Source organism: Granulicella rosea (genome assembly GCF_900188085.1).
In the GTDB taxonomy this organism is placed as follows: Bacteria; Acidobacteriota; Terriglobia; order Terriglobales; family Acidobacteriaceae; genus Edaphobacter; species Edaphobacter rosea.
This window is the reverse complement of record NZ_FZOU01000001.1, coordinates 1,340,284-1,362,131: the sequence shown is the minus strand read 5'-3', so window position 1 is coordinate 1,362,131 and position 21,848 is coordinate 1,340,284. Positions and strand designations below refer to the sequence as shown.

Sequence of the window (21,848 nt, the reverse complement as noted above, 5' to 3'; positions counted from 1 at the left end):
CATGCGCGTCGCGATCGTTGCGGAGCACGCCTCGAAGCGCTTCGGCGGCGAGGCCATCCTGCCTTACCACTACTTCCGCGTACTGCGCGAGCGAGGCGTCGAGGCGTGGCTGGTCGTACACAGCCGCACGCGGCCGGAGATGATCGAGCTCTTCCCCGAAGAACTCGAACGCCTCATCTTCGTCGAGGACCTCACCCTCCACAAGGTCATCTATCAGGTCAGCCGCATCTTTCCGCGCCGCATCTCGGAGGCGACCTTCGGCCTCGCAAACCAGTTGCTGACGCAGCTCTGCCAGCGCCGCATCGTCAAGCGTCTTGTGCGCGACCACGATGTCGATGTCGTGCATCAGCCCATCCCCGTCTCGCCGCGCTTCCCTTCGCTGATGTCAGGGCTGGGCGCGCCGGTGGTCATCGGCCCGCTGAACGGCGGCATGGATTATCCGCCCGCCTTCAAACATGCGGAGTCGGCCTTCAGCCGTGCAGCCATCGCACTCGGCCGTTCGTTCTCGAATATCGTAAACGCAGTACTCCCCGGCAAGCGTAACGCCGCGGTCGTGTTGGTTGCGAATGAGCGTACGCGGCAGGCATTGCCCAGCGGTCTGCGCGGTCAGGTCATCGAGCTTCCGGAGAACGGGGTCGATCTTGCGCAGTGGAGCACGAAGCCGGCGACACGCGACGCGAACGAGCCGCAGCGCTTCCTCTTCATCGGGCGGCTGGTAGATTGGAAGGCGTTGCACATCGCCATCCGCGCGCTTGCAATCACGCCCGGCGCACAGCTCGATGTGATCGGCGGCGGCCCGATGGAAGCTGCGTGGAAGGCGCTGACGGTGCAGTTGGGCGTTCAGGATCGTGTCCGCTTTCTCGGCTTTCAACCGCAGGATGTGTGCGCGAAACGACTGGGCGCGGCCCGTGCGCTGCTGCTGCCCAGCATCTATGAGTGCGGCGGCGCAGTCGTGCTCGAAGCCATGGCCATGAGCAAACCGGTCATCGCAACGGCCTGGGGCGGACCCGCCGATTATGTAACCCCCGACTGCGGGATTCTCGTCGAACCCGGCAGCGAGGACTCTCTCGTCGCTGGCTTCGCACAGGCAATGGGCCTCCTGATGGACAATACAGATCTTTGCAACCGACTCGGCGCCGAGGGCAGACGGCGCCTGGTGCAGGTCTTCGACTGGGAGAAGAAGATCGACCGCATGCTGGACATCTATGCCTCCACGCAGTCGCGCGTGATGGAAAAGAAGACACAGAATTTGTCGGCATGAAAAAGTAATCCGCTACTTCCATCACCCGATAGATGCAGGCAAACGAACCAACGGGCCCGCTGCAATTTTAGTTACTCTTCGTATACTGGAGCCATTGTGGAGACCCTAGATCGAGCGAGCAAGGAAGCTGCCATGACGTCGCGCGCGGTACCTCACCGCGACGACCGCGCCACCGTGCGCATGGCCTATCTGCTCAGCCGCTACCCTGCCATCTCCCATACTTTCTTCCTGCACGAGGTGCTAGGCCTGCGCGCGCGCGGCCTGCACATTGAGACCGCGTCCATCAATCAGCCGGATCGCAGCCGCGATCAGCTTCCAGCCATCGAAGCCGCGGAGGCCGATACCACCTTCTACATCAAGGGAGGCAGCAAGAGCACGGCGCTGATCGATATCGTGAAGACAGCCATCGCGCAGCCCTCCGTTGTGTGGCGCGGACTGCGGGCGGTCTTCGGCATCGCGGACCTCACGCTCAGGCAGCGCGGCTTCTGGCTCTTCTATCTTGCGGAGGCCATCCTCGCGGGTCGCTGGATGAAGCAGCGCGGCTTGAATCATCTGCATGTTCACTTCGGCGGACCCGTCGCATCGGTTGCGCTGCTGACCTCCGCTGCGTGGCGCATTCCCTACTCCATCACAATCCACGGTCCCGAAGAGCTGCTGAACATGGACGCCTATCAGTTGCGCGAGAAGACGCGGCGCGCCAGCTTCGTCGTCTGCATCAGCGACTTCTGCCGCAGCCAGCTCTTCCAGATCACGCCCATGGAAGAGTGGCACAAGTTCCACGTCGTCCGCCTGGGCGTCGACCCGATGCTGCTCACTCCACCGGATAACGCAACCTCCTCGCGCACGCTCGAGCTTGTGTGTACGGGCCGCCTGGTCGCCGCCAAAGGCCATCAGATATTGCTCGAAGCTCTGCTGATGCTGCAAGGACAGGGCGCGAAGATTCACGCGACGCTGATCGGCGCGGGGCCGGAGCGCGAGAGCCTCGAACGTTTCGCGCTGGACCACGGCCTGGGCAAGTCCGTCACGTTTACCTCTTCGCTCTCGCATCAGGCCACGCTCGACCATGTACGCCGCGCGGACATCTTCACGCTGGCCAGCTTCGCCGAGGGCATCCCTGTCGCGATCATGGAGGCAATGTCGCTCGGCGTGCCATGCGTCAGCACCACCATCGCCGGCATTCCGGAGCTTATCCGCAGCGGCATCGACGGCCTGCTTGTACCGCCCGCCAACGCCAGCGCACTGGCCGACGCGCTGCGTGCGCTGGTCGACGATCCAGGCTTGCGCCGCAAACTTGGCGTTGCCGCGCGCGAGCGCATCATCTCGCACTACAACCTTCCGCTGAACCAGGAGCTGTTGGCGCGCGTCTTCGAACGTCAGGCAGCCGGGCGTTCACTGACCGAGACCCACTCCACCAACTCCGCGAGGACGGCCCAATGACAGAGCTGACGCAACAGCCCCCGACCGAACTCATCCCCCCGACGCCCCATGTCGAGCCGCAACTCACCGCGCCCGTAGATGCCGTCATCGACGCGTCCATCATCATCGTCTCCTTCAACACTCGCGAGATTCTGCGCGAGTGCCTGGAGTCCGTGGTGAAGGAGTCGGCCGGGCTCAACATCGAGATCCTCGTCGTCGACAACGCATCGAAGGACGGCTCGCCCGAGATGGTCGAGCGCGACTTCCCGCAGGCGCGCGTGATGCGCAGCGACGTCAACCTCGGCTTCGGCGCGGCCAACAACGTCGCATTGCGCGAGGCGCGCGGACGCTACCATGTGCTGCTCAACTCCGATGCCTTCTTTCAACCGCGCGCGCTCGAACTCGCGATCCGGCACATGGACGCAACGCCGGACTGCGGCCTCGGCGGCGGCCGCCTCATCGGACGTGATGGCGAAGGCCAGCCCTCGTCGCGCTGCTTCCACTCCGTCACAGGCGACTTCATCGTCCTCACCGGCCTTGCGGCCATGTTTCCGAAGTCGAAGTTCTTCGGCGCCTTCGATCGCACCTGGGCAGACGTCAACGCGGCAGCCGCGGTCGACTGGGTGCCCGGCGCCTTCTCCATCATCCGGCCCTCCGTGCTCCAGCAGATCGGCCTCTTCGATCCGGAGTTCTTTCTCTACTACGAAGAGGTGGATCTTTGTAAACGCGTGAAGCAGGCCGGCATGAGGGTCTGGTACTGGCCCGACGTCGTGGTTGTCCACATCGGCGGCGAAAGCTCGCGGCAGCTCAAATCGCTGGCCTTCTCCGCGCGCGCGGCGCAGGTGGTGCTGTGGCGCATGCGCAGCACGCTGCTCTACTTTCGCAAGCACCACGGCGCAAAGGTCCACCTCGCACGCTGGATGGAGACGCTGCTCTTTCAATGCGTCGTTCTGCGCAACCGCTTCAGCTCGAACCCCGAACGCAAGGAGCGCGAGATGCATCATCGCACGCTCGTCGGATTGATGAACCAGGCGTGGCAGGACACCAAGGGCGGCCGCATCTCACCGCCTCGGCCCTGGTAGGCGCCGATGTCGCTTAAGTCACTGATGGTTGCCCCGCTCCGCGCGCTGCTGCGCTCTACCGCTTCGCTGCGCGAGTCCACGCGCCGCCTCTACGCGCATGCCGCGCTCGCCGCGCAGATACATCCTCCGCTGCCTTCGTCTGTTGTTGTGCTGGGGCGCACGCAGGTGCATGGAACCGGCGCGTTGCGCTTCGGCAAGGACATCCTCCTCTACCCCGATCTGCACCTCGAAACGCAACATGAGGCGAGCATCGAACTGGGCGATGGCGTGGTCATCTCGCGCGGCGTTCACCTCGTCGCGATGGCCGGCATCCGCATAGGCAAGGGCACGATGATCGGCGAGTACACCAGCATCCGCGATGCGAATCACCAGCGCGCCGAAGGTATCGCCATCCGCGATGCAGGACACAGCGCGAGAGCGATCACGATCGGCGATGAGGTGTGGATCGGACGAGGCGTCACCGTGCTGGCAGGCGTCACGATCGGCGATGGCGCAACGGTCGGGGCAAACGCCGTCGTCACACGTGACGTGGCCGCGGGCGAGATCGTGGGCGGCGTTCCCGCGGTTCCCCTACGCAAGCGCTAGCGCGAATTGCATTTAGGTACGCAGCGCCCTTACTCAGCGTATGTCATCCTGAGCGCAGCGAAGGATCTGCCGCAGAACCAGCAACCGCTTTATTTGTAACCGCTACTGTTTCTTATACTCCAGCAGCATCGCCTGCTTGCCCTGCCTGCGATTGCTCCGGTACTTGCGCTGACCCCAAAAGATTGGGATCTGTTGCAGGTGCGAGTGGAAGCCATAGACCAGCAGCGTGTACCAGTCCTTCGACTTCCAGCGAGCCTTCCATGCGCTGCGCACTGCAAGCAGCACGAACATCGCGATGACGAAGAGCAGCGGCTCCGGCACCCACCATATGACCGAGCCGAAGAAGCCAATGGCGGCCAGCGCCTGCAGCGCGATGGCGCGGTTGCGCGTGTGCCGCACCTCGGAGGTCCAGAAGGGATCGACGCTTGTGCTGAAGCGCTCGGAGACCTCGGCGTACGCATGGCCGGCGCGACGCGCGCGACGCCAGTACTGCGACCACTCCGTCATCGCGAGGTCGTGGCCGGTCATGGCGCGGTCGACGTGCAACACATGGAAGCCAAGCGCGGTGATGCGACGGCAGAGTTCCGGCTCCTCGCCCGCGATCAACGTCTCATCGAAGCCGCCCGTAATGCGTAGAACGTCCGTACGGAAGAGCGCGTCGCCACCGCAGAACGGCGTGCGTCCGGGGGCATAGACCCAGTCCAGATCGAGCGCGCGGTTGTAGATCGAACGCGTCGGATGCATCTCCCGGCGATGGCCCCAGACGACCGCCGTCTCCGCCGTCTCGAAGTCCGCGAGCGACTCCTCGACGAAGCGCCGGTCGAGCACCGTGTCGCCATCGAGAAACAGCACTAGCGAGCCCTTCGCAATATGCCAGCCCGCGTTGCGGCCCAGCGCGGCGCATGGACGCGTCGGCTGCAGCGCCACCGTGCGTGCGCCCAGCCGCGAGGCCAGCGCAAGGCTATCGTCGGTCGAACCCGAGTCGACATAGATGAGTTCCATGTCGAAGTTCTCGCGGTCCATCCGCGTCACGGACTCCAGGCATCGCCTCAGGCGATCGCCTTCGTTGCGTCCAATGACGACCACCGAGACCAGCCGTCTTCCCCCTGAAAGAATCACTGCACGACCTCCGCAACCGCGACCGGCTTACGCGGCAACACACGCGCGGGTACGCCCACCGCAATGGAGTTCGAAGGCACATCGCAAAGCACCACGGCGTTGGCCCCGATGGCTACGTCGTCGCCGATCACGATCGGCCCCAGCAGCTTCGCGCCCGTGCCGATATCGACGCGGGCGCCGATACGCGGCGACCCGCGGAAGCTGCGATTGCGCAGACCCACCGTGACTCCATTGCGGAGCACGCAGTCGTCGCCGAAGATCGCATCTCCACTGATCACGATGCCGCCGGTATGTTCAATCACAAGTCGTCTCCCGATGACCGTCTCACAAGGCATCTCCATGCCGAGCACGGAGTCCGCAAAAAATTTCAGCAGCTTATAGAGGAAAGAAAGCGGCATCCTCAAGAGCCGTGATTTGATACCGTACCGCCAGCGTCCAAAGCGATAGACGGTCAGCACCCAGAAGCCGTGCCGGGTCCAGGTGCTGTCGTTTGCCCGCCAGTCCTCGCGGATGTTCTCGAACATCTTCGCCTACCGCGATCCGCCGTTGGACTCGCGCACGTCGTTGCGAGGCGAGAGTGGACGGTCGAACTGAGAGAGAAGATGGAAGCGCCGCGGCACATGCGCGGGACGCTCGACCTCGCGATGGGCACGCAGAGGCGCTACCGGCTCCGCCGCGGCATAGACAGGCTCCGGCTCGGACGCGTAGGTGGGCTCCGGCGTGAACACCGGCGCGTCGACCTGGGCCGGCTCGACATACACGGACTCGGCATGAGCCGGCTCAAAGTGCTCCACTGCGGCGGCAACCGGCTCCGGCTGCACATCGACCGCGGCCGGGCGATAGGACTCGTAGACGTTCGACCGAGAGACCTCCTGCGCCGCCTCGACGGGCTGCGCCTCAGGCTCCGGCTGCGCCCAGGTGTGGACATCGGGCAGCGGCTCGAACGACGGCTCCTTGAAGTCCGTGCTCATCGGCACAAGCGGCATGGAGACCTCGAACTCAGGTTCCGTCCGGGCCGCTGGCTGCTCTGGCGCTGCAAGATGCGGGACCGATGCGGAGTCCTGCACCAGCGGCTCGACGACGGAGTTCACCGATTCGACCGTAGGCTCTTCGAATTCGACCGCCGCATGCGCAACGACCGCTTCGGCGTGCGTCTCGACGACCGGTTGCGCAGCTTCGGATGCAGGCTCCGCGAAGGCCGCCCAGCGCTGTTCGACAGCCTCGTGAGTCTCTGGCTCGACATGGATAGCGTGCTCGACGATCGGCTCGGCCAGAACTTCGGCAACTGGCTCGACGGCATGCGCCGCAGCGTCTTCGACGACTGGCGCAATCGGCTCCGGCAAAGCCTCGTGAACGAACGCGGCCTCTTCGGCCTGCGTCTGCGATCCGGCGAGCGGCGTCCAGTGAACCTCGGGCGCAGGCTCCATCCCAACCGCCACCGGCGAGACCGGCTCCTGCACCGGCTCCAGCTCAGCCGGCACACTGACTGCAACCGGCTCGGGCGCGTGAGCGACAGGCTCATGAAGCACGACGGGTTCATGCACAGAGGCAGGTTCGGCTGCCTGCTCGCTCGTCGCAGCGGACGGCTCGGCCACAGGCTCGGTCATGTAGCTGCCCGAGCGATCCGAGCGCGTGTAGACCAGTTCAGGAGCAACCTCCTCGATCTCGTCATCCTCATCGTCCGTGGGGATGATGCTATACGAGACCTGTGGCGTATCGCGACGGAACAGGCGGTGCACCCAGCTACGCTTGGGCTGCTCTTCCTCCTCTGCCTGCACCCGGCCCGTCGTGCCCCGAAAGGCCATGCGCTGACGGCTGATGTTGGGGTTGAAGTGCAGGTCGGCAGCTTCGAACTCCGGCTGCGCGGCGCGCGGCGCAATGGGCTCGGTGGCTACGGTCTCGTGCGGCGCGGCAGGCTCTGCCAGCGGCTCGGTCGGAGCTTCCACAATCCTGTGAATCTGCATGGCGGGAACCTCTGCATGAATCGGATCGAAGTGTGCGGCAGATGCGGCGTACTGGGCGAAGACGGTGGGTTCGTGATGGACGGGCAGCTCCGGCTCGACCGCAGCCTCGGCGACCGGCTCTGCGACAGATTCTACCGCAGGCTGTGAAAACCCGGTCGCGAGCGGCTCGCTATGGCTCAGGACTGGCTCTTCCACGATCTCGGCGAATGCAGGCTCCGAGACAACCGACTCGACCGCCGCAGGCTCGGGCTTCGTCTCAAAGGCACTATACGCAGCCTCGGCTGCATGCGCCGGTTCGTGCCACGAGCTGTGCTCGACCACCGGCTCTGCGACCGCGACGGGTTCGGACAGATGCTCTGCAGCGGCGGCATGCACAGACTGTTCGGCCGGCGCGGGTTCGTAGTACTCATGCGCGGCGACAAACTCTTCCGGCGCCACGACGACCGGTGTGGCCTGCTCCGGCTCGGTCTCTTCCAGCGCCTGCCGCACGGGGCGCTCCTGCACGGGGCGCACGCCGGTGTACTGCCGGCCTTCAAGCGACTTGATCGACGAACGGAATGCCTGATCGGCTGCATTTACATGAAGCTCGGTCAGCACCGCGCCAACGCCGCTCGCACTCAGACGCTTCAGCAGCGCGGCTGCGCGCAGCAGGTCCTCGCGCAGCGTCACGCCGGACTCCGCGATCACGATCGTGACATCGGCCAGACGCGCGACATACTCCGTCTCGGCCGAGACCAGCAGCGGGTCCGACTCGATCAGCAGCAGGTCGTTGCCCCGCTTCAGACGCTCCAGGTTCGCCACCAGCAGACTCTGATGCACGCCCGAAAGCGCGTTCGGCATGCCCTTTGAGATGGAGACCGAATCCGCCTTGGCCGCGCCCTCGGGTAACGGCTGCAGCACGGCCGCCGCGCTGACCAGGACGGTGCGGAAGCCAAGCTGCTCCATCTTGTCCGCAAGTTCGCGTACCAGTTCGGAGGCGTCGATCGAAGGCGACGCGCCGGTCAGCAGATAGGAGCGCGCGCGTCCACGGCGCAGCGCCTGATCGATGCCGCCCGCAAGCCGCAGCACATACTCGTCCATCACATTCTGCGAGACATCCGCGCGCGCTGGAAGCACCGCGATGGGCTGGAAGCCGAGCAGTTTGTCGAGATCCTTGCCGATGTACACATGACGATCGCGCTTGGTCGCGATGACCGCCGCGGCGGCGCCAAGAAACAGCGCCAGCGGAATCGATGCGAGCAACAGCAGCATGCGGCGGCTGGGATCGGGTCCATCGGGAGGCGTGGCAGCGGCGACCAGATGCGCGAGGCCGGGCGAGCTGCTCTCGAGCGCCAGGCTGCGCATCGTGTCGTCGATCGTCGCATAACGCTGCTGCATGCGGGTAATGTCCGCCGCAAGATCGTTGGCGCGCTGCAACCGTGGCGCGGCGCCGGTGGCGATGCCGGTCTGCTTCGCCAACTGCGCGTTCAGCCGCGACTCCACGTCAGCCGTGCGCGCAAGGTCCAGCCGCAGCTTGTCCTGCAGACGCCGCGCGGCCTTCTCGCGCATCTGCGTCGTCATCGTATCGAGCGACTTGTCGAGCTGCTGCATCTCCAGTTGATCCTGGCGATAGAGCGGATTGTTCGCGGTCAGCCCCGCCATCTGACTGGTCAACTGCCCTTTGCGCTCGCTGATGGTGGTCTTCATCGCGGCCAGCGTGCTGTCGGCCTGAATCAACTCCTCGGCCGCCGTATCAAGCGCCGCCGGGCTTGGCCCGCTCACAGTCTCAAGCTGCGAGGCCGCGACGTCGCGGTCCTTGCGCGCGGACGAAAGCTGCGAGCGCAGCTCCGCAAGCTGCATGTCGTACGGATTCCCCGCCTCGCCGGCCGGATTGGCGACGCCGATGCTCGCGCTCAACTGCCGCTGCTCTTCGCGCTCGCCCTCAAGCTCCTTGGTGATGCGGTCGCGCTCCTCGGCCAGCAACTGCATGCGGTCGTCGGTCTGCGAGAGTTCGTCCTTGCGCCCCAGCTTCAGGAAGGCGTCGGTGACGGCATTAGCCGCCGGCGCGACCGCAGCCTGATTCGGCGAGGTGACGCCGAAGGTCAACTGGTAGGTCGTCTGCACGCGCTGCACACGCAAGGCGGACTGCAGCCGGTCGATGGCGTGCTCTTCGCTCTCGCCCGGCATCTGCCAGGTTCCGGCGGGCATCTTCTCCAGCGCGCTCTTCAAAATGTCGGCGCGGGTGGCGGTCAGAATCTGCTGCTGAATATAGGAGTCGTACTTGTTCGAATCGTAGTAACCCGGCGTGCCGTCGCTCAGCAGTTTGGTCGCCACCGGCTGAATGTAGACCGAGGTCTGCGCCGTGTACATCGGCTGCTGACGCAGCGCGTAGCCGACGACGCCGACAAACGCGGCGATCGCCACCGCCGCAGCCAGCTTCGGGTACAGACGCACACTGCGTTCGACATCCAGATCGAGCGCCGCGGGCATAATGGGGCCGTTCTGGCCCTGCCCGTGTCCGTTCTGCGCGTCGATGATCTGATTCTTAATCTCGTAGCTCATGAATATCCTTCTCGCCGCCTAGTGGGTAAAGATTGCCGCCGCCGTAAACATGGTCACGAGGGGCGAGAGTCTTTCGAGCACATATGTCGCTTTATTGAAGCCGCTCTCGGGAATGAAGACGATGTCCCCGGAGTGAAGCGTAAGGTCGAGCTTCGAAGGCTCGAGCACCGCGCGCAGCGGGATGATGCGGGTCTTGCCGGTCGTCTGCGAGATGATCTGAATCTGCGGATTGTTGCCCGCCTGGAGTGTCGGACCACCCGCCTCCGCCAGCAGCTTCGGCAGCGTCGTGGAGTTGTCCATCTGGATCGCGCCAGGATGCGCCACCTGCCCAAGCACGGAGATGTAGCGGTCGCCCTGCGACGGCACGTAGATCACGTCATCGCGCTTCAACCGCAGGTTCGCCAGCGTGCTGCTGCTGTCGAGCAGGCCCTTCAAATCCACCCACATCACCTGGTCGGAGCCGCGATAGATCGCGCAGCGCTCCGGCACGACCGGCGGTCGCACCGAGCCGATGTAAGTCCCTGCGCCCGAATCGCTTTTGACGCTGGCAAAGTTGTTCTGGCCGTTCGCGCCCAGCACGCCGCCTCGCGTAATGACCTCGAGCAACGTCGGAGGCGTATCGAAGCTCATCAGGCCGGGATGCTCCACCGCGCCCAGCAAGAGCACATGGTTCGAGGTGTAGCGGTCAACGCTGATCGTCACCGACACCTGCTGGTAGTACGCGCCCAGCGCCGTCTCGACCGCCTGGGCCGCCTGATCGCGCGTCTTATCCACCAGCGAGACCGGCCCGGCCAGCGGCAGCGTGATGCGCCCATCCGGCCCGACGACGTACTTGCGATTCATCTCCGGACGGCCGGCGACATCGATGGAGATCTCATCGCCGCGTCCAAGCTGGTACTCCTGGTTCGCGTCGGGTTCGAAGGCCTGCAGCGCGGCCAGCGGGTTCATGCGCAGCGCGGGAGTTGCGGGAGCCGTCTCCTGCGCGAGCGCGCAACCGGCGGAGAGCGCCAGCGCCAGCCCGCAGGCGATCGCCGTCTTCCCCAGTCCCGCTACGCGCGGCAGATACTTCGTCTCGATGCGCAATCCCGTCAGCTTCATTGTCCCTTTCAAATCCACTACTTGTGTTCTACCCGTTCGTCCCATGCGGCGTGAAGCAAATACGGGGCGGACGAACCTACAAGATATATCGACCGCTCACCTTGGCGGCGCCGATGGGCGAGGTGCCGGTGTGCTGGTTGATCGGCGCGGGCGTGTAGGCGGCCATCATGCGGCTGCTCTGGCTCGGCTTGTCGACGGTGTTGTTGGAAGCGAAGCGCACTGCGTCGGCCACGGTCGCGGCCATGCGGAAGAGATCGGCCACGGCGGAGAACTGTAGCACGCGGCGTACCGGGTTCGACATCGACGCCAGCCAGATCTTCTGGCCAACCGCCTGCACTTGCCGGCGCGCCTCCAGCAGACAGCCAATACCGTCGGCCTCCACCCGCGTCGTCAGGGTCATATCGATAATCAGAGACTGCTCGGCCTTCGCAGCCAGCTCGGCCTGCCGCTTCATCGAAGCGCAGACGTCGCCGCTCAGCGTCTGCGGCGTCTCGACGATGCGCAGCCCGCCGTCGACGGTGACCGAGAGGCGGCCTTCGTTCGCCGTACCCGGCTGCAGACGCAGCGCCGCGAATCCCAGCGGCAGATAACGAAAGAGCGCAATCGCGTCATGCACATAGCGCGGCAGCAGACGAGTCGGTTCCTGCGCCATGCGGTAGAACCACTCCAACTGCAGCTTCTGCACCCACTTCGGCGCGCGCTTCAGGCTGCCGCCGATCATGTCCAGCGCGCCGCCGATACCGATCGTCACGGGCGCCTTGATGCGGGAGCGATTGCGGTGCGCCCAGATCTCCTGCTTCGGATTGCCGAAGGCGACCAGCAGAATATCCGGCGCAGCCTCGTCGATCCGCCGGATCAGATCGTCGTGATCCATCTTGTCGATCGGCTGAATCGGCGGCGAATAGCGGCCGACGAAGCGAACGCCAGGGTAGCGCTCCTTCAGAACCTCCATCGCGCGCAGCGCGCTGGCCTCGCTCGAACCCAAAAGATAGATGCCGTAACCATGCTCGGCCGAGAGCTTGCATAGCTCCGGGATCAGGTCCACGCCGGTGACGCGTTCACGCAGCGGCATGCCGAACAGCTTCGAAGCCCAGATCATCGGCGCGCCGTCCGGCACAACCATGGTGCACTCGCAGATGACGCGCTGCAGGAATGGGTCTTTCAGCGCGTTGCGCGCAAAGTCCAGATTCGCCGTGGCGATCTGATGAGCCCTGCCCGAGTGGACAAGCGTGTCGATCCGCTCCACAGCCTCGGACATCGTCACATTCGTGATCGGCATGCCGAAGAGGGCGACCGTGTCCAGCTTCGAGTTCGTCATGTTAGCAACGGTCCATTTCACCGAGTTACTCCTGTCGTTCCATGCGCCCGATGAATGCGGCGCCAACCCTCTGGCTGGCGGAGACTGCTCATCTACACTGAAGCCTATTGCGTATACGCATTTAGCTCCATCCCACTTTGTGCGCAGAATCTCATACAGATAGGTAACAAAAGATGGTTACCATCCCTGTCGCGAGAAGGGGCGAAAAGAAAGACCTTGGCATGGCGATTTCTATCTGCTTCGACGCCGGCGATCGCCGGTCTGGGTGGCCGTCCAACAAGAGTCCACTTTGACCCCGCAACGCGGGCAAACGCAGACCTACCGGTGGATGCTCGGGCCGGGGAGGGGAAATCGACAACTCAAAACGTCGCCGCACGGAGTCTGCGTGGCGAGTGTGCCAATGTAATCCTCTCCTATCCCAAGCGCAAAGACATCAAAAATCTGCTCCGGCCTGCCTTCGAAGGCAGAAACCCGCACCTTCGATTGCAGCGCTCTCTCGGCGTCATCGAGAATCGGAACTTCGAATAAAGTCAGCGGCAGCATCAGCCCGCGGCCGTCGGCCTTCACAATCGCCTCCTTCTGGGTCCAGCAACGGTAGAAGGCCAGCAGCCGTTCGCGTCCCGGAGCCGCCTGCGCCACCAGCCCGGCCTCGCGCGGCGTAAACGTCGTCTGCGCCAGCTCCAGCGTCTCCATGCCGGGGTCGAGCCACTCCACGTCTATCCCCACCGGCACGCGCCGCCGCAGCGCGATCAGAATCACATCCTTCGCATGGGCGACATTGAACTCGATGCCGGAACTCCCAGCCAGCGCAGGCTTGCCATGCTCGCCGATAGTCAGCAAGACCGCCTGCGGCGCCACGCCAAGCACATGCCCCAGCAGAGTCCGCAGAACCCCCCGCGCCACGATGAACTGATCCCGGGGATGTTCGACGATATACCGCCCGGCCCGCCGCCGCTCCTCGTCATTTAAAAGAGACGCAAAGTAAGGCAGCGCGGCGAGAGCCTCGGACAGCCTGACCTGCCAGACCTGCACCTCGTCATCGCCCAGCGGCGGCAGCCCACCCGGCGCGCGCCAACCCTCGGACTCCAGACCCGCTCCAGCCATCGCCCAGCATCTCCCCGTTACCTTCGACGGCGCCCCGTGCTGCACAGAAGTGGCATCGACAAAGTTTCGCCCCCGGTGTCACCTATACTACGAGACGCAGGCACAAAGCCCGAGTCCATACCTTTATGCCGTTCATCGTCCTCATCCCGGGCATCCTCTGCGCCATCGCGCTGGCGAGAACCTCGCCCCAACGAGCGTTCATGAACGTGTATCTGCCGGTCTTCCTGCTGCTGCCGACCTACTATGTATGGAAGGTGGCCGCCTTGCCGCCGATCGGCTTCGCCGAGGCCACCGCACTGCCGCTCGGCATCGGCATAATCCTCAAGGACGTCGCCCACTGGCGTTTCGGCCGCAGCGATCTCTGGATGGCGCTCTTCATCCTCAGCTCCTGCTACGCCGACCGCGCCGCGGGCAACACCTCCGTCTCCACCTTCGAACTCTTCGCCTGCATCTGCATGGCGGGCGTGCCCTACATGGCCGGCAAGCTCCTCATCGAGCAGTACGACCTGCGCACCGAGACCCTGAAGCGCATCGTCTTCCTGTTCTTCATCGTCGGTATCATCTCCGCCTACGAGTACAAGATGGGCCGCAACCCCTTTGGTCTCATCTTCGATCGCTTCTTCCCCGGCCAGGTCTTCGGCTGGAAGACCCAGATCCGCTGGGGCTTCGGACGCGTCTCCGGCCCCTTTGCCCAGTCCGAACTCGCCGGCATGATGTTCAGCTTCGCCCTGCTCCTCGCCCTCTACCTCAGCTATATGAAGTTGTGGGAGCCGAAGTTCTCCCGCGCCCCCTGGCTTCCCTTCAGCAAGACGAAGATCATCACAGGCGTCATTCTGTTCACGCTGCTCATGACCCAGGCTCGCGGTCCCTGGCTGGGCTGCCTGTTCGCCGTGCCGATCGCCTTCATCGGACGCTCGAAGCACATCCTCCGCACCTCGATCCTGGTCTTCTGCGTCTGCGCGCCGCTGGCCATCGGCAGCTACGTCGCCGTCAAGCACTACACCTCCGGCCCCGTGACCAGCGACGAGCAGCAGACGGCGCGCTACCGCGAAGACCTCGTCAGCAACTACATGCCGGTGGTCGAACGCGGCGGAGCCTTCGGCTGGGGCAAGGACTTTCCCCGCGTCGCCGGACAGGGTTCGATCGACAACGAATACCTCTACCTCGCGCTGACCCAGGGCTACGTCGGCGTCTTCGCGCTCTGCCTGCTCGCGCTCGAGGCGTTCATTCAGCTCACCAAGCCGGCGGTCTTCGGCGGCATCGTCAGCTACCGCTACTTCGCCTTCACGCTCGGCGGCATCCTCGCCGGGCTCCTGCTGACCCTCGCCACGGTCTTCCTCGGCAATCAGCCGTACGAACTCTTCTTCCTGCTCATCGGCTGGTCGCAGTCGCTCGAACCGCGCATCGGCGAGGTGAAAGCGCCGCTCCGCCACTTCCAGACCATCTATACCTGATGCGTCCACAACCCCTCGGCGGAAACATAGGGCTTCAGCCCTATGAGTAAATCCGCCCGAAGGAAAGGGGCTTCAGCCCTGGACGCCAGCCGCCAAGGCAGTCAAAAGGAAGCCATGCTCCGCGCCGCACTCATCACCGCGACCAGCCTCCTCACCGCCACCGGCTGCCAGACCGCATCCCCCCAGACTCAGACCAGAACAACCGACATCGCCATCGGCGCCCCCTTGCGCACCCACGTTAAACGGCTCGGCATCAACCTCAGCGGCCAGAGCTACTACGACTCCGGCCAGATGCTGCGCAACCTCGTCTTCCGCAACCCAGGCTTCGAGGGCCAGAGCTGGCAGAGCATCCTCCACTGCAAAACCGTCACCCCCACCACCTGCACCGACGCGAACCCCTGGACCGTCTGGCCGGCGAACTTCGTCAGGGGCGCGACCTTCCAGGTGCTGCCGAACGGCGCCACCGCGACCATCACCGGCAGCACGGCGGTCACTCCCGGCGCCGGGGTCACCCTCAGCTTTGCGCCCATGACGAAGCCGCCGGCCGCGGGAGACTTCATCGTCCTGCACATTGACCAGCCCGGCACGGCCGAGGCCGGCTGGTGGCACGGCGTCACCGGCGGAGCTGCCCTTTCGACCGAGTTTCGCGACCTTGCTCCGCATACCCTCGGCCGCCAGGCGCTGCGCATGGAGGCCTCCGCGCCCGGCCAGACCGCCTCCGTCCAGTCCTACTTCGACAGCCGCGCCGGACTCTCCTTCGTCCACCTCCACGGCAGCTACCGCATCCGCTTCCGCGCCAAAGGCCTCGGCGGCAGCCGCCAGTTGGAGGTCAGCCTGCAGCGGCTCGATACCGTGAACGGCCTCGCAAACTTCTTCTCCCGGACGATCCCGCTCGGCGCCGCCTGGCAGGACTACAGCTTCGACTTCCCCACCGCCGAAAAGCCCGGCGCGGTCGGCCCCGTTGTGCTCACCTTCAAGGTCGCGGGCGCATCCGCTCTGCTCGACGACGTCAGCCTGACGCCCGCGACGCAGTCCAGCGGCAACCCCACCGCCTTCCGCGACGAGGTCGTGCAGACCCTGCGGGATCTGCACCCCGGCGTCCTCCGCTATATGGACAACGGCACAAACTTCGGCAGCACGCTCGACAACATGCTGGCGCCGCCCTTCGCCCGTCTGCGTGCAGGCTCGAGCACGCAGACGTCGCTGCAGGAAGATATCCCCATCGGCCTGCATGAGTTCCTCGCGCTCGCCCGGGCCGTCGGGGCGGAGCCGTGGTACTCCATGCCCGCCGGAACCTCGCCCGCCGAGGCGCGCAACCTCATCGAGTACCTCGCCGGCGATGCGCACACACCCTACGGCACCCGGCGCGCGGCGCTGGGACAGGTCGCGCCCTGGACATCCGTCTTCGGCGCCATCCACCTGGAGCTTGGCAACGAGCTCTGGAACGACCGCTCCTTCGCCGGCGCAGCCATCCAGGACCCAGCCGTCCACGGCCAGCGTGCCGCCGCGCTCTTCGCCGCCGCGCGCTCGCATCCCGCCTTCCAGCCCGCGAAGTTCGACCTGATCCTCGGCGCGTGGGCCGCCAACAGTTGGTGGACCGGCCAACAGCTCGAACACAGCTCCGGCTACGACTCCACCGCCGTCGCGCCCTATCTTTTCAGCAACTTCAACGACACGCGCAACCCCGAGGCCATCTTCGGCCCTATGTTCGCCCAGCCGGAGATGCTCGATTCGCGCCCCGGCGGCGGGATGGCGCAGCAAGCTGAAGCGGCCCGCAAGGCAAAACGTCCCGCCAATCTCGCCGTCTACGAGGTCAACCTCGGCACGTCCGCTGGCAGCGCAAGCCAGCCCGCGATCGACGCCACCGTGCCATCGCTGGGCGCGGGCCTCGCCGTCGTCGACCACATGCTCCTGATGCTGCGCGACCTGGGCGTCACCACCCAGGCGCTCTTCGCCCTGCCCGAGTACGACAACGGCTTTACCGGGTCGGCCGGCGCGAAAGAGACGACCCCGCTCTGGGGCGCGGTCGTGGACATGGGCGGCGCGACCAACCGGCGCCGGCCCAGCTTCCTCGCCGAGCAGCTCGCCAACAGCGCCATCCTGCCCACCATGCTCGCCACCTCGGCCACCGGCGCCAACCCCACATGGGACCAGCCGAAGAGCGCTAACGACGACATCGAACTGCGGGGCGCACACCTGATCCAGAGCTTCGCCTTTGCGGACGGCCCCCGCCGCAGCCTGATTCTGCTGAACCTGAGCCGCACCGAGAGCCTTTCTGTAACCCTTTCCGGGCAAAACGCTCCGGTGGGGCCGGTCGAGCAGAGGCGTCTCACCTCCAGACACATCACGGATAACAACGAGCGTGGCGCCGACGTCGCGATCGATCCGCATATCTCGTTGAAAATAAATGGTTCGACCACGTACGTCCTGCCGCCCTACTCCATGACGACGCTCTCCTGGAGGACACAGTAGCCGCTCGGATCCTCCGAGGACCATTCCGGCGGCGACTCTTCTCAAAGAAGAAAATGTTCATCAGAAAAAATTATTTTTAATGATTTTCCTATCCAATCACCACAGGGGCACACTTACTGCGGTAACGTAAGAGTAGGTTACTCGGGCTCCAGCCGCACTTTCGCGTTTGCGTATCTACTCCCCGATGAGGTGACATGGCTCTGCCCGAGTTTTTTACGGCCATGCGGTCTAACTTTTTAAAGATGACAAACCGCAGGTTGATGACCCGCTTCCTGCTGCTGCTGGTGATGACCATTCTGGGTGCTCAGGCGGCATACACGATCAAGTGTGTCCTGCAGTATCGCGCCGAGCGCAAAGATCTGCTCGATGCGGCGGACCGGCAGATCACCCGCGGCTTTCACCTCGGGACCGAGGCGCTTCAGGCGGTCGACGCGCTCAAAGCCAGCCATCTCCCACCCTGCTCAGTCCGCGACCTGGCGCTGATGCGCAATCTGGTCTTCAACTCCGCGCATATCCGCGATGCGGGCCGTGTGGAGGACGGCATGATCCTCTGCTCGGTCGGCGCCGGCAAGCTCGATCCTCCGGTCGCCGTTGCGCCGGTCGACGCCGTCGTCAACAATTTTCAGCTCTGGGTCTCGACCTGGCCCTTCACCTCGACCAATCACAAGGGCTTTGTGCTGCAGTCGCAGGATGTGTGGGTGGCCCTGAACCAGGAGCTGCTGGAGGATGTCAGCGACTCCGCAGACCGCTACACGGCCTCCTACCTGCACGACCGGCGCCGCATGCTTCCCTCGTCCGGTCCCCTGCCGCCGCTCTCGATCGACGAGATCGTCGCCAGCCAGTTCCTGATCCGCAACGGGTTCATGTACCAGCCGCTCTGCGTGACGCGTTCGGCGATCTGCGCCACGGCCGCCGAGCGGATCGCCACCTTTTCGGCTCGCAGTCAGCCTGAGCTTCGGCTCTGGACGGTGATCGGAGGTCTCATCGGCGTCTCCGCAACCTGCGGCCTCTACCTGCTCGATTCCCGCCGGCGCACGCTCGAGGCGCAGCTTCGCCGGGCCATCCAGCGAGACAGCTTCACGCTGGTCTATCAGCCGATTGTCGACCTCGAGACCGAGGCCGTCACCGGCGCCGAGACGCTCGTCCGCTGGGTGAACGAGGCCGGCGACGCCGTCCCGCCCGATACCTTCATCGCACTCGCAGAAAACAAGGGCATCGTCGGCCAGATTACCCGGCTCGTCATCCGCGGAGTGATCCGCGAGATGGGCGCCCAGTTGGCGACCGGCGCGCTTCACATCACGATCAACATCACCTCGCAGGACCTGCTCGACCCCACGTTTCTGCCCGAGTTGAATCGCCTCATCGACAATGCACAGATTCCGCGCTTCACCATCGGTCTGGAGCTGACGGAGCGCTCGACCGCCGACCACGCACTCGTGGCCGAGGCCATCGCGCGGCTCAAAGAAGCGGGCTACGATCTCTACATCGACGACTTCGGCACCGGCTACTCCAGCCTTGCCTACCTGCATACGCTCTCGGTCGACGTCATCAAGATCGACCGGTCGTTCACCCAGACCGTTGGGACCGAGGCGGTCACGGCGTCCGTCGTACCGCAGATTCTGAGTATGGCGCGACAGCTCGGGCTGCTGGTGGTGGTCGAAGGCATCGAGACCCGCGAGCAGGCGATCTACTTCCGCGATTCGACGGCCGGCATCTGGGGTCAGGGTTGGCTCTACAGCAAGCCGCTCATCGCCGCTGACTTCCACAAACTGCTTCAGACGGCCAAGTCCCTGGCAAAGCTATAGGCCGGACGCCTCAAGACTCTTCGTCATATCGCCGACCATCGCCTCCCCACCCGGCCCCAGATGGTAGAAGTGATCCCCGGCAAACCGCTGCGACCGAAAGGCGCCGTTGGTTCTCTGTCTCCACGCCGACAGGCCCGTCTCGGAGACGCTCAGATCCGCCTCCCCGGTATATGCCGTCACGGGACATACCAGCGTCCGATCGTGGCGAAAGCGGTAGCTCTCGACCACCGCCAGGTCCGCGCGCAGGATCGGCAGGAAGATCTCCCCCAGAGCCGGGTCGTCCAGCAGCGCCTGCGGGTTGCCGCCGTAGCGGCGTCCCAGCTCCGACACGAGTTCCTCGTCAGGCAGCGCGTGGATATGCCGGTGCGGCCACGGAAGATGCGTAGCAATGCGGCCCGAGACGAACAGGTGCTCCGGCCGGAACGCCTGCGCCAGCTCGAACGCCAGCAGCGCGCCCATGCTGTGCCCGAAGAACGCATACGGCCTGTCGAGATAAGGCTGGAGCGCAAACTCCAGATCGGCAATCAGCGCCGATGCGTCTTCATAAGGCTGTTCGGACAGCCGCATCTCTCGTCCCGGAAGAAAAACCGGGCAGAGATCGATGCCTGCGGGCATCAGCCTCTTCCAGCGGTAAAACGCCGCCGCGCCCGAGCCTGCGTGCGGCAGGCAGAAGAGACGCATCCGCGCCGTCGGCGTCATATCCCTCGAAGAGACCCAGTGTCCTGCAACCATCGAAGTATTCCCCCCGCAAACAACTTCTGAAAACCTTAGCAGAGACGCTAGAATCGGCTAAACCGCCGAGAGAAAGAGCCACCGCCATTCTTTACGCCATTCTGACCTTCGCCGGCATCCTCCTCGTCTTCATGACCGCTCCGCTGGCCGTGGAGCTGCTGGTGCTGAGCTTCGCGGCTGCCCTGCCCGTACCGGCGCGCCGCACCGGCGACGGCTCCGGCCTGCGTCTCTTCGCCGTCGTGCCGGCACACAATGAAGAGCGCCTGATCGCGCAGTGCGTTCGCAGCATTCTCGACAACAGTCCCGCCGGCGTCGAGGTCGTGGTCGTCGCGCACAACTGCATCGATGCAACCGCGGCCAACGCACAAGCGGCAGGCGCAACGGTGCTGACGCTGAACGGCGAAGGCGGCAAGGGCGTCGCGCTGAACCACGCCTTCGGTTATGCGCGCAACGCGGGCGCGGATGCGGTGCTCGTCATCGACGCGGACTCCGCCGTCTCGCCCAACCTTACCTCGGCGGTGCTGGCGCGTCTCGGCGCGGGCGCCCGCGCGCTGCAGTGTCGCTACCAGGTGGCGAATGTCCATGCCACGACCCGCACCCGGCTGATGGCGCTCGCTTTCCTCGGCATGAACATCCTCCGGCCTCGCGGACGCGACCGGCTGGGACTCTCCTGCGGCATCTTCGGCAATGGCTTCGCCCTCACCCTGGAGACGCTGGCCCGCGTACCCTACGCGGCCAACTCCGTCGTCGAGGATCTGGAGTACCACCTGCACCTCATCCGCGCCGGCATCCGCGTCGAGTTCGTCGACCAAGCCACCGTCTTCGGCGAGATGCCCGAGACCAAACAGGGCGCGACCACGCAGCGCGCTCGCTGGGAGGGTGGACGCATCCTCATGCGCCGGCAGTGGCGTGGACCGTTGACCGTGCAGGTGCTGCAGGGGCGCTGGCGTATGCTCGAACCGCTGCTCGACCTGCTGGCGCTGCCGCTCGCAACCCAGGTCATGCTGCTGATTGCCGCCGTCATCCTGCCCGTGGGCTGGGCGCGGACCTATGGCCTGATCGGCCTGGCCGCGACCGTTGCGTACATGCTGGTCGCCGCCTTCCTGGGTCCGGAACCGGGCCAGACGCTGCGCGCGCTCGCCTCCGCCCCCGGATATATGGTCTGGAAGCTGATGATGATTCCGAAGACGCGCGCGGCCTCTCGCCAGAACGCAGCCTGGGTTCGCACCAAACGCAACATAGAGGTAGAGAGCAAAAAGTCCGGCGCATAAGCCGGACCACTTCTCTTCCGAAGCCGCTCAGATATCCAGCTTTACCTCTGCTCTTCGAGCTTCGCAATCTGAGCCGGATCCATCTCCTGCCGCAGCAGCAGCGAGAGATGCGCCATCGACTTTTCCAGCCCCGACCGGGCCTGTGCAACGCGGTCGACCTGGGCGAAGATCTCGGCTTCCTTCAGATGCGAGTCCTTCGTCAGCGCCTCCATCCGCGCCTGTTCCTGCTGCAGCGTCTCGTACCGTTGCAGAATCATGCCCTTGTTCGCATTGAAGACAGCATCCATCTTTTTCTGCTGATCGGTGCGCAGACCCAGCGTCTGCGCAAACTTCTTATCGTCCCACCAGCGTCCCGGAGGGCCGAGCTGCAGCGCCCCATGACCAATCTTTGCCGAGCTGGCTGACGCGGTCGAACCGAAGACCGTATTGCCACGAAGACCTGCACCGGAACCGGCAGACATGCCACCGAAACCTCCAGCGCCGCCCCCGGGACCACCCGGACCGCCGCCCATGCCACCGGGCGCACCACCTCCGCCTGGCCCACCGTGCTGGGCCAGTGCAGCGGATGCGGCGAGCGACAACACGCACGCAACCCCCAGCATTTTGACTCCGAACCTGACGCCTCG

At 64.9% G+C, this 21,848-nt stretch carries 16 protein-coding genes; 8 read left to right on the top strand and 8 right to left on the bottom strand.

Annotated features, from left to right (window positions below; all coding sequences use genetic code 11):
- Position 1: 1 nt before the first annotated feature.
- From CHB87_RS05730 to CHB87_RS05715, 4 genes are all read left to right on the top strand, one after another.
- Positions 2-1,261, top strand: a complete 1,260-nt coding sequence (locus CHB87_RS05730) for a glycosyltransferase family 4 protein (protein ID WP_089407378.1) — start codon at positions 2-4, stop codon at positions 1,259-1,261.
- A 132-nt stretch (positions 1,262-1,393) separates the two neighbouring features.
- A complete protein-coding gene (locus CHB87_RS05725; RefSeq protein ID WP_089407377.1) occupies positions 1,394-2,698 on the top strand; it encodes a glycosyltransferase family 4 protein in 1,305 nt (434 codons plus the stop codon).
- A complete protein-coding gene (locus CHB87_RS05720) occupies positions 2,695-3,759 on the top strand; it encodes a glycosyltransferase family 2 protein (RefSeq protein WP_089407376.1) in 1,065 nt (354 codons plus the stop codon). Before CHB87_RS05725 ends, CHB87_RS05720 begins: the two co-directional genes overlap by 4 nt.
- 6 nt (positions 3,760-3,765) lie before the next feature.
- On the top strand, positions 3,766-4,344 hold the full coding sequence (locus tag CHB87_RS05715; protein ID WP_089407375.1) for an acyltransferase: 579 nt from the start codon (positions 3,766-3,768) through the stop codon (positions 4,342-4,344).
- 102 nt (positions 4,345-4,446) lie between these two features.
- Here the strand turns inward: CHB87_RS05715 and CHB87_RS05710 are convergent, their stop codons facing one another.
- The 6 genes from CHB87_RS05710 to CHB87_RS05685 form a co-directional block, all read right to left on the bottom strand.
- Complete coding sequence (locus CHB87_RS05710; protein ID WP_089407374.1) at positions 4,447-5,463, bottom strand: glycosyltransferase family 2 protein; 1,017 nt, start codon at positions 5,461-5,463, stop codon at positions 4,447-4,449.
- Positions 5,460-5,987, bottom strand: a complete 528-nt coding sequence (locus tag CHB87_RS05705) for a serine O-acetyltransferase (protein WP_089407373.1) — start codon at positions 5,985-5,987, stop codon at positions 5,460-5,462. The genes CHB87_RS05710 and CHB87_RS05705 overlap by 4 nt, the downstream gene beginning before the upstream one ends.
- 6 nt (positions 5,988-5,993) lie before the next feature.
- Positions 5,994-9,968, bottom strand: a complete 3,975-nt coding sequence (locus tag CHB87_RS05700; protein ID WP_089407372.1) for a GumC family protein — start codon at positions 9,966-9,968, stop codon at positions 5,994-5,996.
- A gap of 18 nt (positions 9,969-9,986) precedes the next feature.
- Positions 9,987-11,066: a polysaccharide biosynthesis/export family protein gene (locus CHB87_RS05695; protein ID WP_176441614.1), complete on the bottom strand. Its 1,080-nt coding sequence runs from the start codon at positions 11,064-11,066 to the stop codon at positions 9,987-9,989.
- Between the two features lie 76 nt (positions 11,067-11,142).
- A complete protein-coding gene (locus CHB87_RS05690) occupies positions 11,143-12,405 on the bottom strand; it encodes a WecB/TagA/CpsF family glycosyltransferase (protein ID WP_142988233.1) in 1,263 nt (420 codons plus the stop codon).
- A gap of 297 nt (positions 12,406-12,702) precedes the next feature.
- Positions 12,703-13,488 (bottom strand): 4'-phosphopantetheinyl transferase family protein, encoded by a 786-nt coding sequence (locus CHB87_RS05685; RefSeq protein WP_089407369.1) that lies wholly within the window; start codon positions 13,486-13,488, stop codon positions 12,703-12,705.
- Positions 13,489-13,613: 125 nt separating this feature from the next.
- Between CHB87_RS05685 and CHB87_RS05680 the strand changes: the two genes are divergently transcribed.
- The 3 genes from CHB87_RS05680 to CHB87_RS05670 all read left to right on the top strand — a co-directional run bounded on the left by CHB87_RS05680 (position 13,614) and on the right by CHB87_RS05670 (position 19,219).
- Positions 13,614-14,942: an O-antigen ligase family protein gene (locus CHB87_RS05680; protein WP_089407368.1), complete on the top strand. Its 1,329-nt coding sequence runs from the start codon at positions 13,614-13,616 to the stop codon at positions 14,940-14,942.
- Positions 14,943-15,056: 114 nt separating this feature from the next.
- Positions 15,057-17,414 (top strand): hypothetical protein, encoded by a 2,358-nt coding sequence (locus CHB87_RS05675; protein ID WP_089407367.1) that lies wholly within the window; start codon positions 15,057-15,059, stop codon positions 17,412-17,414.
- Positions 17,415-17,674: 260 nt separating this feature from the next.
- Positions 17,675-19,219 carry an EAL domain-containing protein gene (locus CHB87_RS05670; protein ID WP_176441613.1) on the top strand — a complete coding sequence of 515 codons (1,545 nt, stop codon included), beginning with the start codon at positions 17,675-17,677 and terminating at the stop codon, positions 19,217-19,219.
- On the opposite strand, the gene CHB87_RS05665 is transcribed toward CHB87_RS05670, so the two are convergent.
- A complete protein-coding gene (locus CHB87_RS05665) occupies positions 19,214-19,951 on the bottom strand; it encodes a thioesterase II family protein (protein WP_089407365.1) in 738 nt (245 codons plus the stop codon). The genes CHB87_RS05670 and CHB87_RS05665 overlap by 6 nt on opposite strands.
- A 131-nt stretch (positions 19,952-20,082) precedes the next feature.
- Here CHB87_RS05665 and CHB87_RS05660 point away from each other — a divergent pair, with 131 nt between their 5' ends.
- On the top strand, positions 20,083-21,222 hold the full coding sequence (locus CHB87_RS05660; protein ID WP_089407364.1) for a glycosyltransferase family 2 protein: 1,140 nt from the start codon (positions 20,083-20,085) through the stop codon (positions 21,220-21,222).
- 41 nt (positions 21,223-21,263) lie between these two features.
- Here CHB87_RS05660 and CHB87_RS05655 read toward each other — a convergent pair whose 3' ends face one another.
- A complete protein-coding gene (locus tag CHB87_RS05655; RefSeq protein ID WP_176441612.1) occupies positions 21,264-21,683 on the bottom strand; it encodes a hypothetical protein in 420 nt (139 codons plus the stop codon).
- Positions 21,684-21,848 lie beyond the last annotated feature (165 nt).

What these genes read in the sequence shown, in the direction of transcription:
- CHB87_RS05730 (WP_089407378.1), top strand. Translation starts at nt 2, where the DNA reads ATGCGCGTCGCGATCGTTGCGGAGCACGCCTCGAAGCGCTTCGGCGGC.
- CHB87_RS05725 (WP_089407377.1), top strand. Translation starts at nt 1,394, where the DNA reads ATGACGTCGCGCGCGGTACCTCACCGCGACGACCGCGCCACCGTGCGC.
- CHB87_RS05720 (WP_089407376.1), top strand. Translation starts at nt 2,695, where the DNA reads ATGACAGAGCTGACGCAACAGCCCCCGACCGAACTCATCCCCCCGACG.
- CHB87_RS05715 (WP_089407375.1), top strand. Translation starts at nt 3,766, where the DNA reads ATGTCGCTTAAGTCACTGATGGTTGCCCCGCTCCGCGCGCTGCTGCGC.
- CHB87_RS05705 (WP_089407373.1), bottom strand. Translation starts at nt 5,987, where the DNA reads ATGTTCGAGAACATCCGCGAGGACTGGCGGGCAAACGACAGCACCTGG.
- CHB87_RS05700 (WP_089407372.1), bottom strand. Translation starts at nt 9,968, where the DNA reads ATGAGCTACGAGATTAAGAATCAGATCATCGACGCGCAGAACGGACAC.
- CHB87_RS05695 (WP_176441614.1), bottom strand. Translation starts at nt 11,066, where the DNA reads ATGAAGCTGACGGGATTGCGCATCGAGACGAAGTATCTGCCGCGCGTA.
- CHB87_RS05685 (WP_089407369.1), bottom strand. Translation starts at nt 13,488, where the DNA reads ATGGCTGGAGCGGGTCTGGAGTCCGAGGGTTGGCGCGCGCCGGGTGGG.
- CHB87_RS05680 (WP_089407368.1), top strand. Translation starts at nt 13,614, where the DNA reads ATGCCGTTCATCGTCCTCATCCCGGGCATCCTCTGCGCCATCGCGCTG.
- CHB87_RS05675 (WP_089407367.1), top strand. Translation starts at nt 15,057, where the DNA reads ATGCTCCGCGCCGCACTCATCACCGCGACCAGCCTCCTCACCGCCACC.
- CHB87_RS05670 (WP_176441613.1), top strand. Translation starts at nt 17,675, where the DNA reads ATGACCCGCTTCCTGCTGCTGCTGGTGATGACCATTCTGGGTGCTCAG.
- CHB87_RS05665 (WP_089407365.1), bottom strand. Translation starts at nt 19,951, where the DNA reads ATGGTTGCAGGACACTGGGTCTCTTCGAGGGATATGACGCCGACGGCG.
- CHB87_RS05660 (WP_089407364.1), top strand. Translation starts at nt 20,083, where the DNA reads ATGACCGCTCCGCTGGCCGTGGAGCTGCTGGTGCTGAGCTTCGCGGCT.
- CHB87_RS05655 (WP_176441612.1), bottom strand. Translation starts at nt 21,683, where the DNA reads ATGTCTGCCGGTTCCGGTGCAGGTCTTCGTGGCAATACGGTCTTCGGT.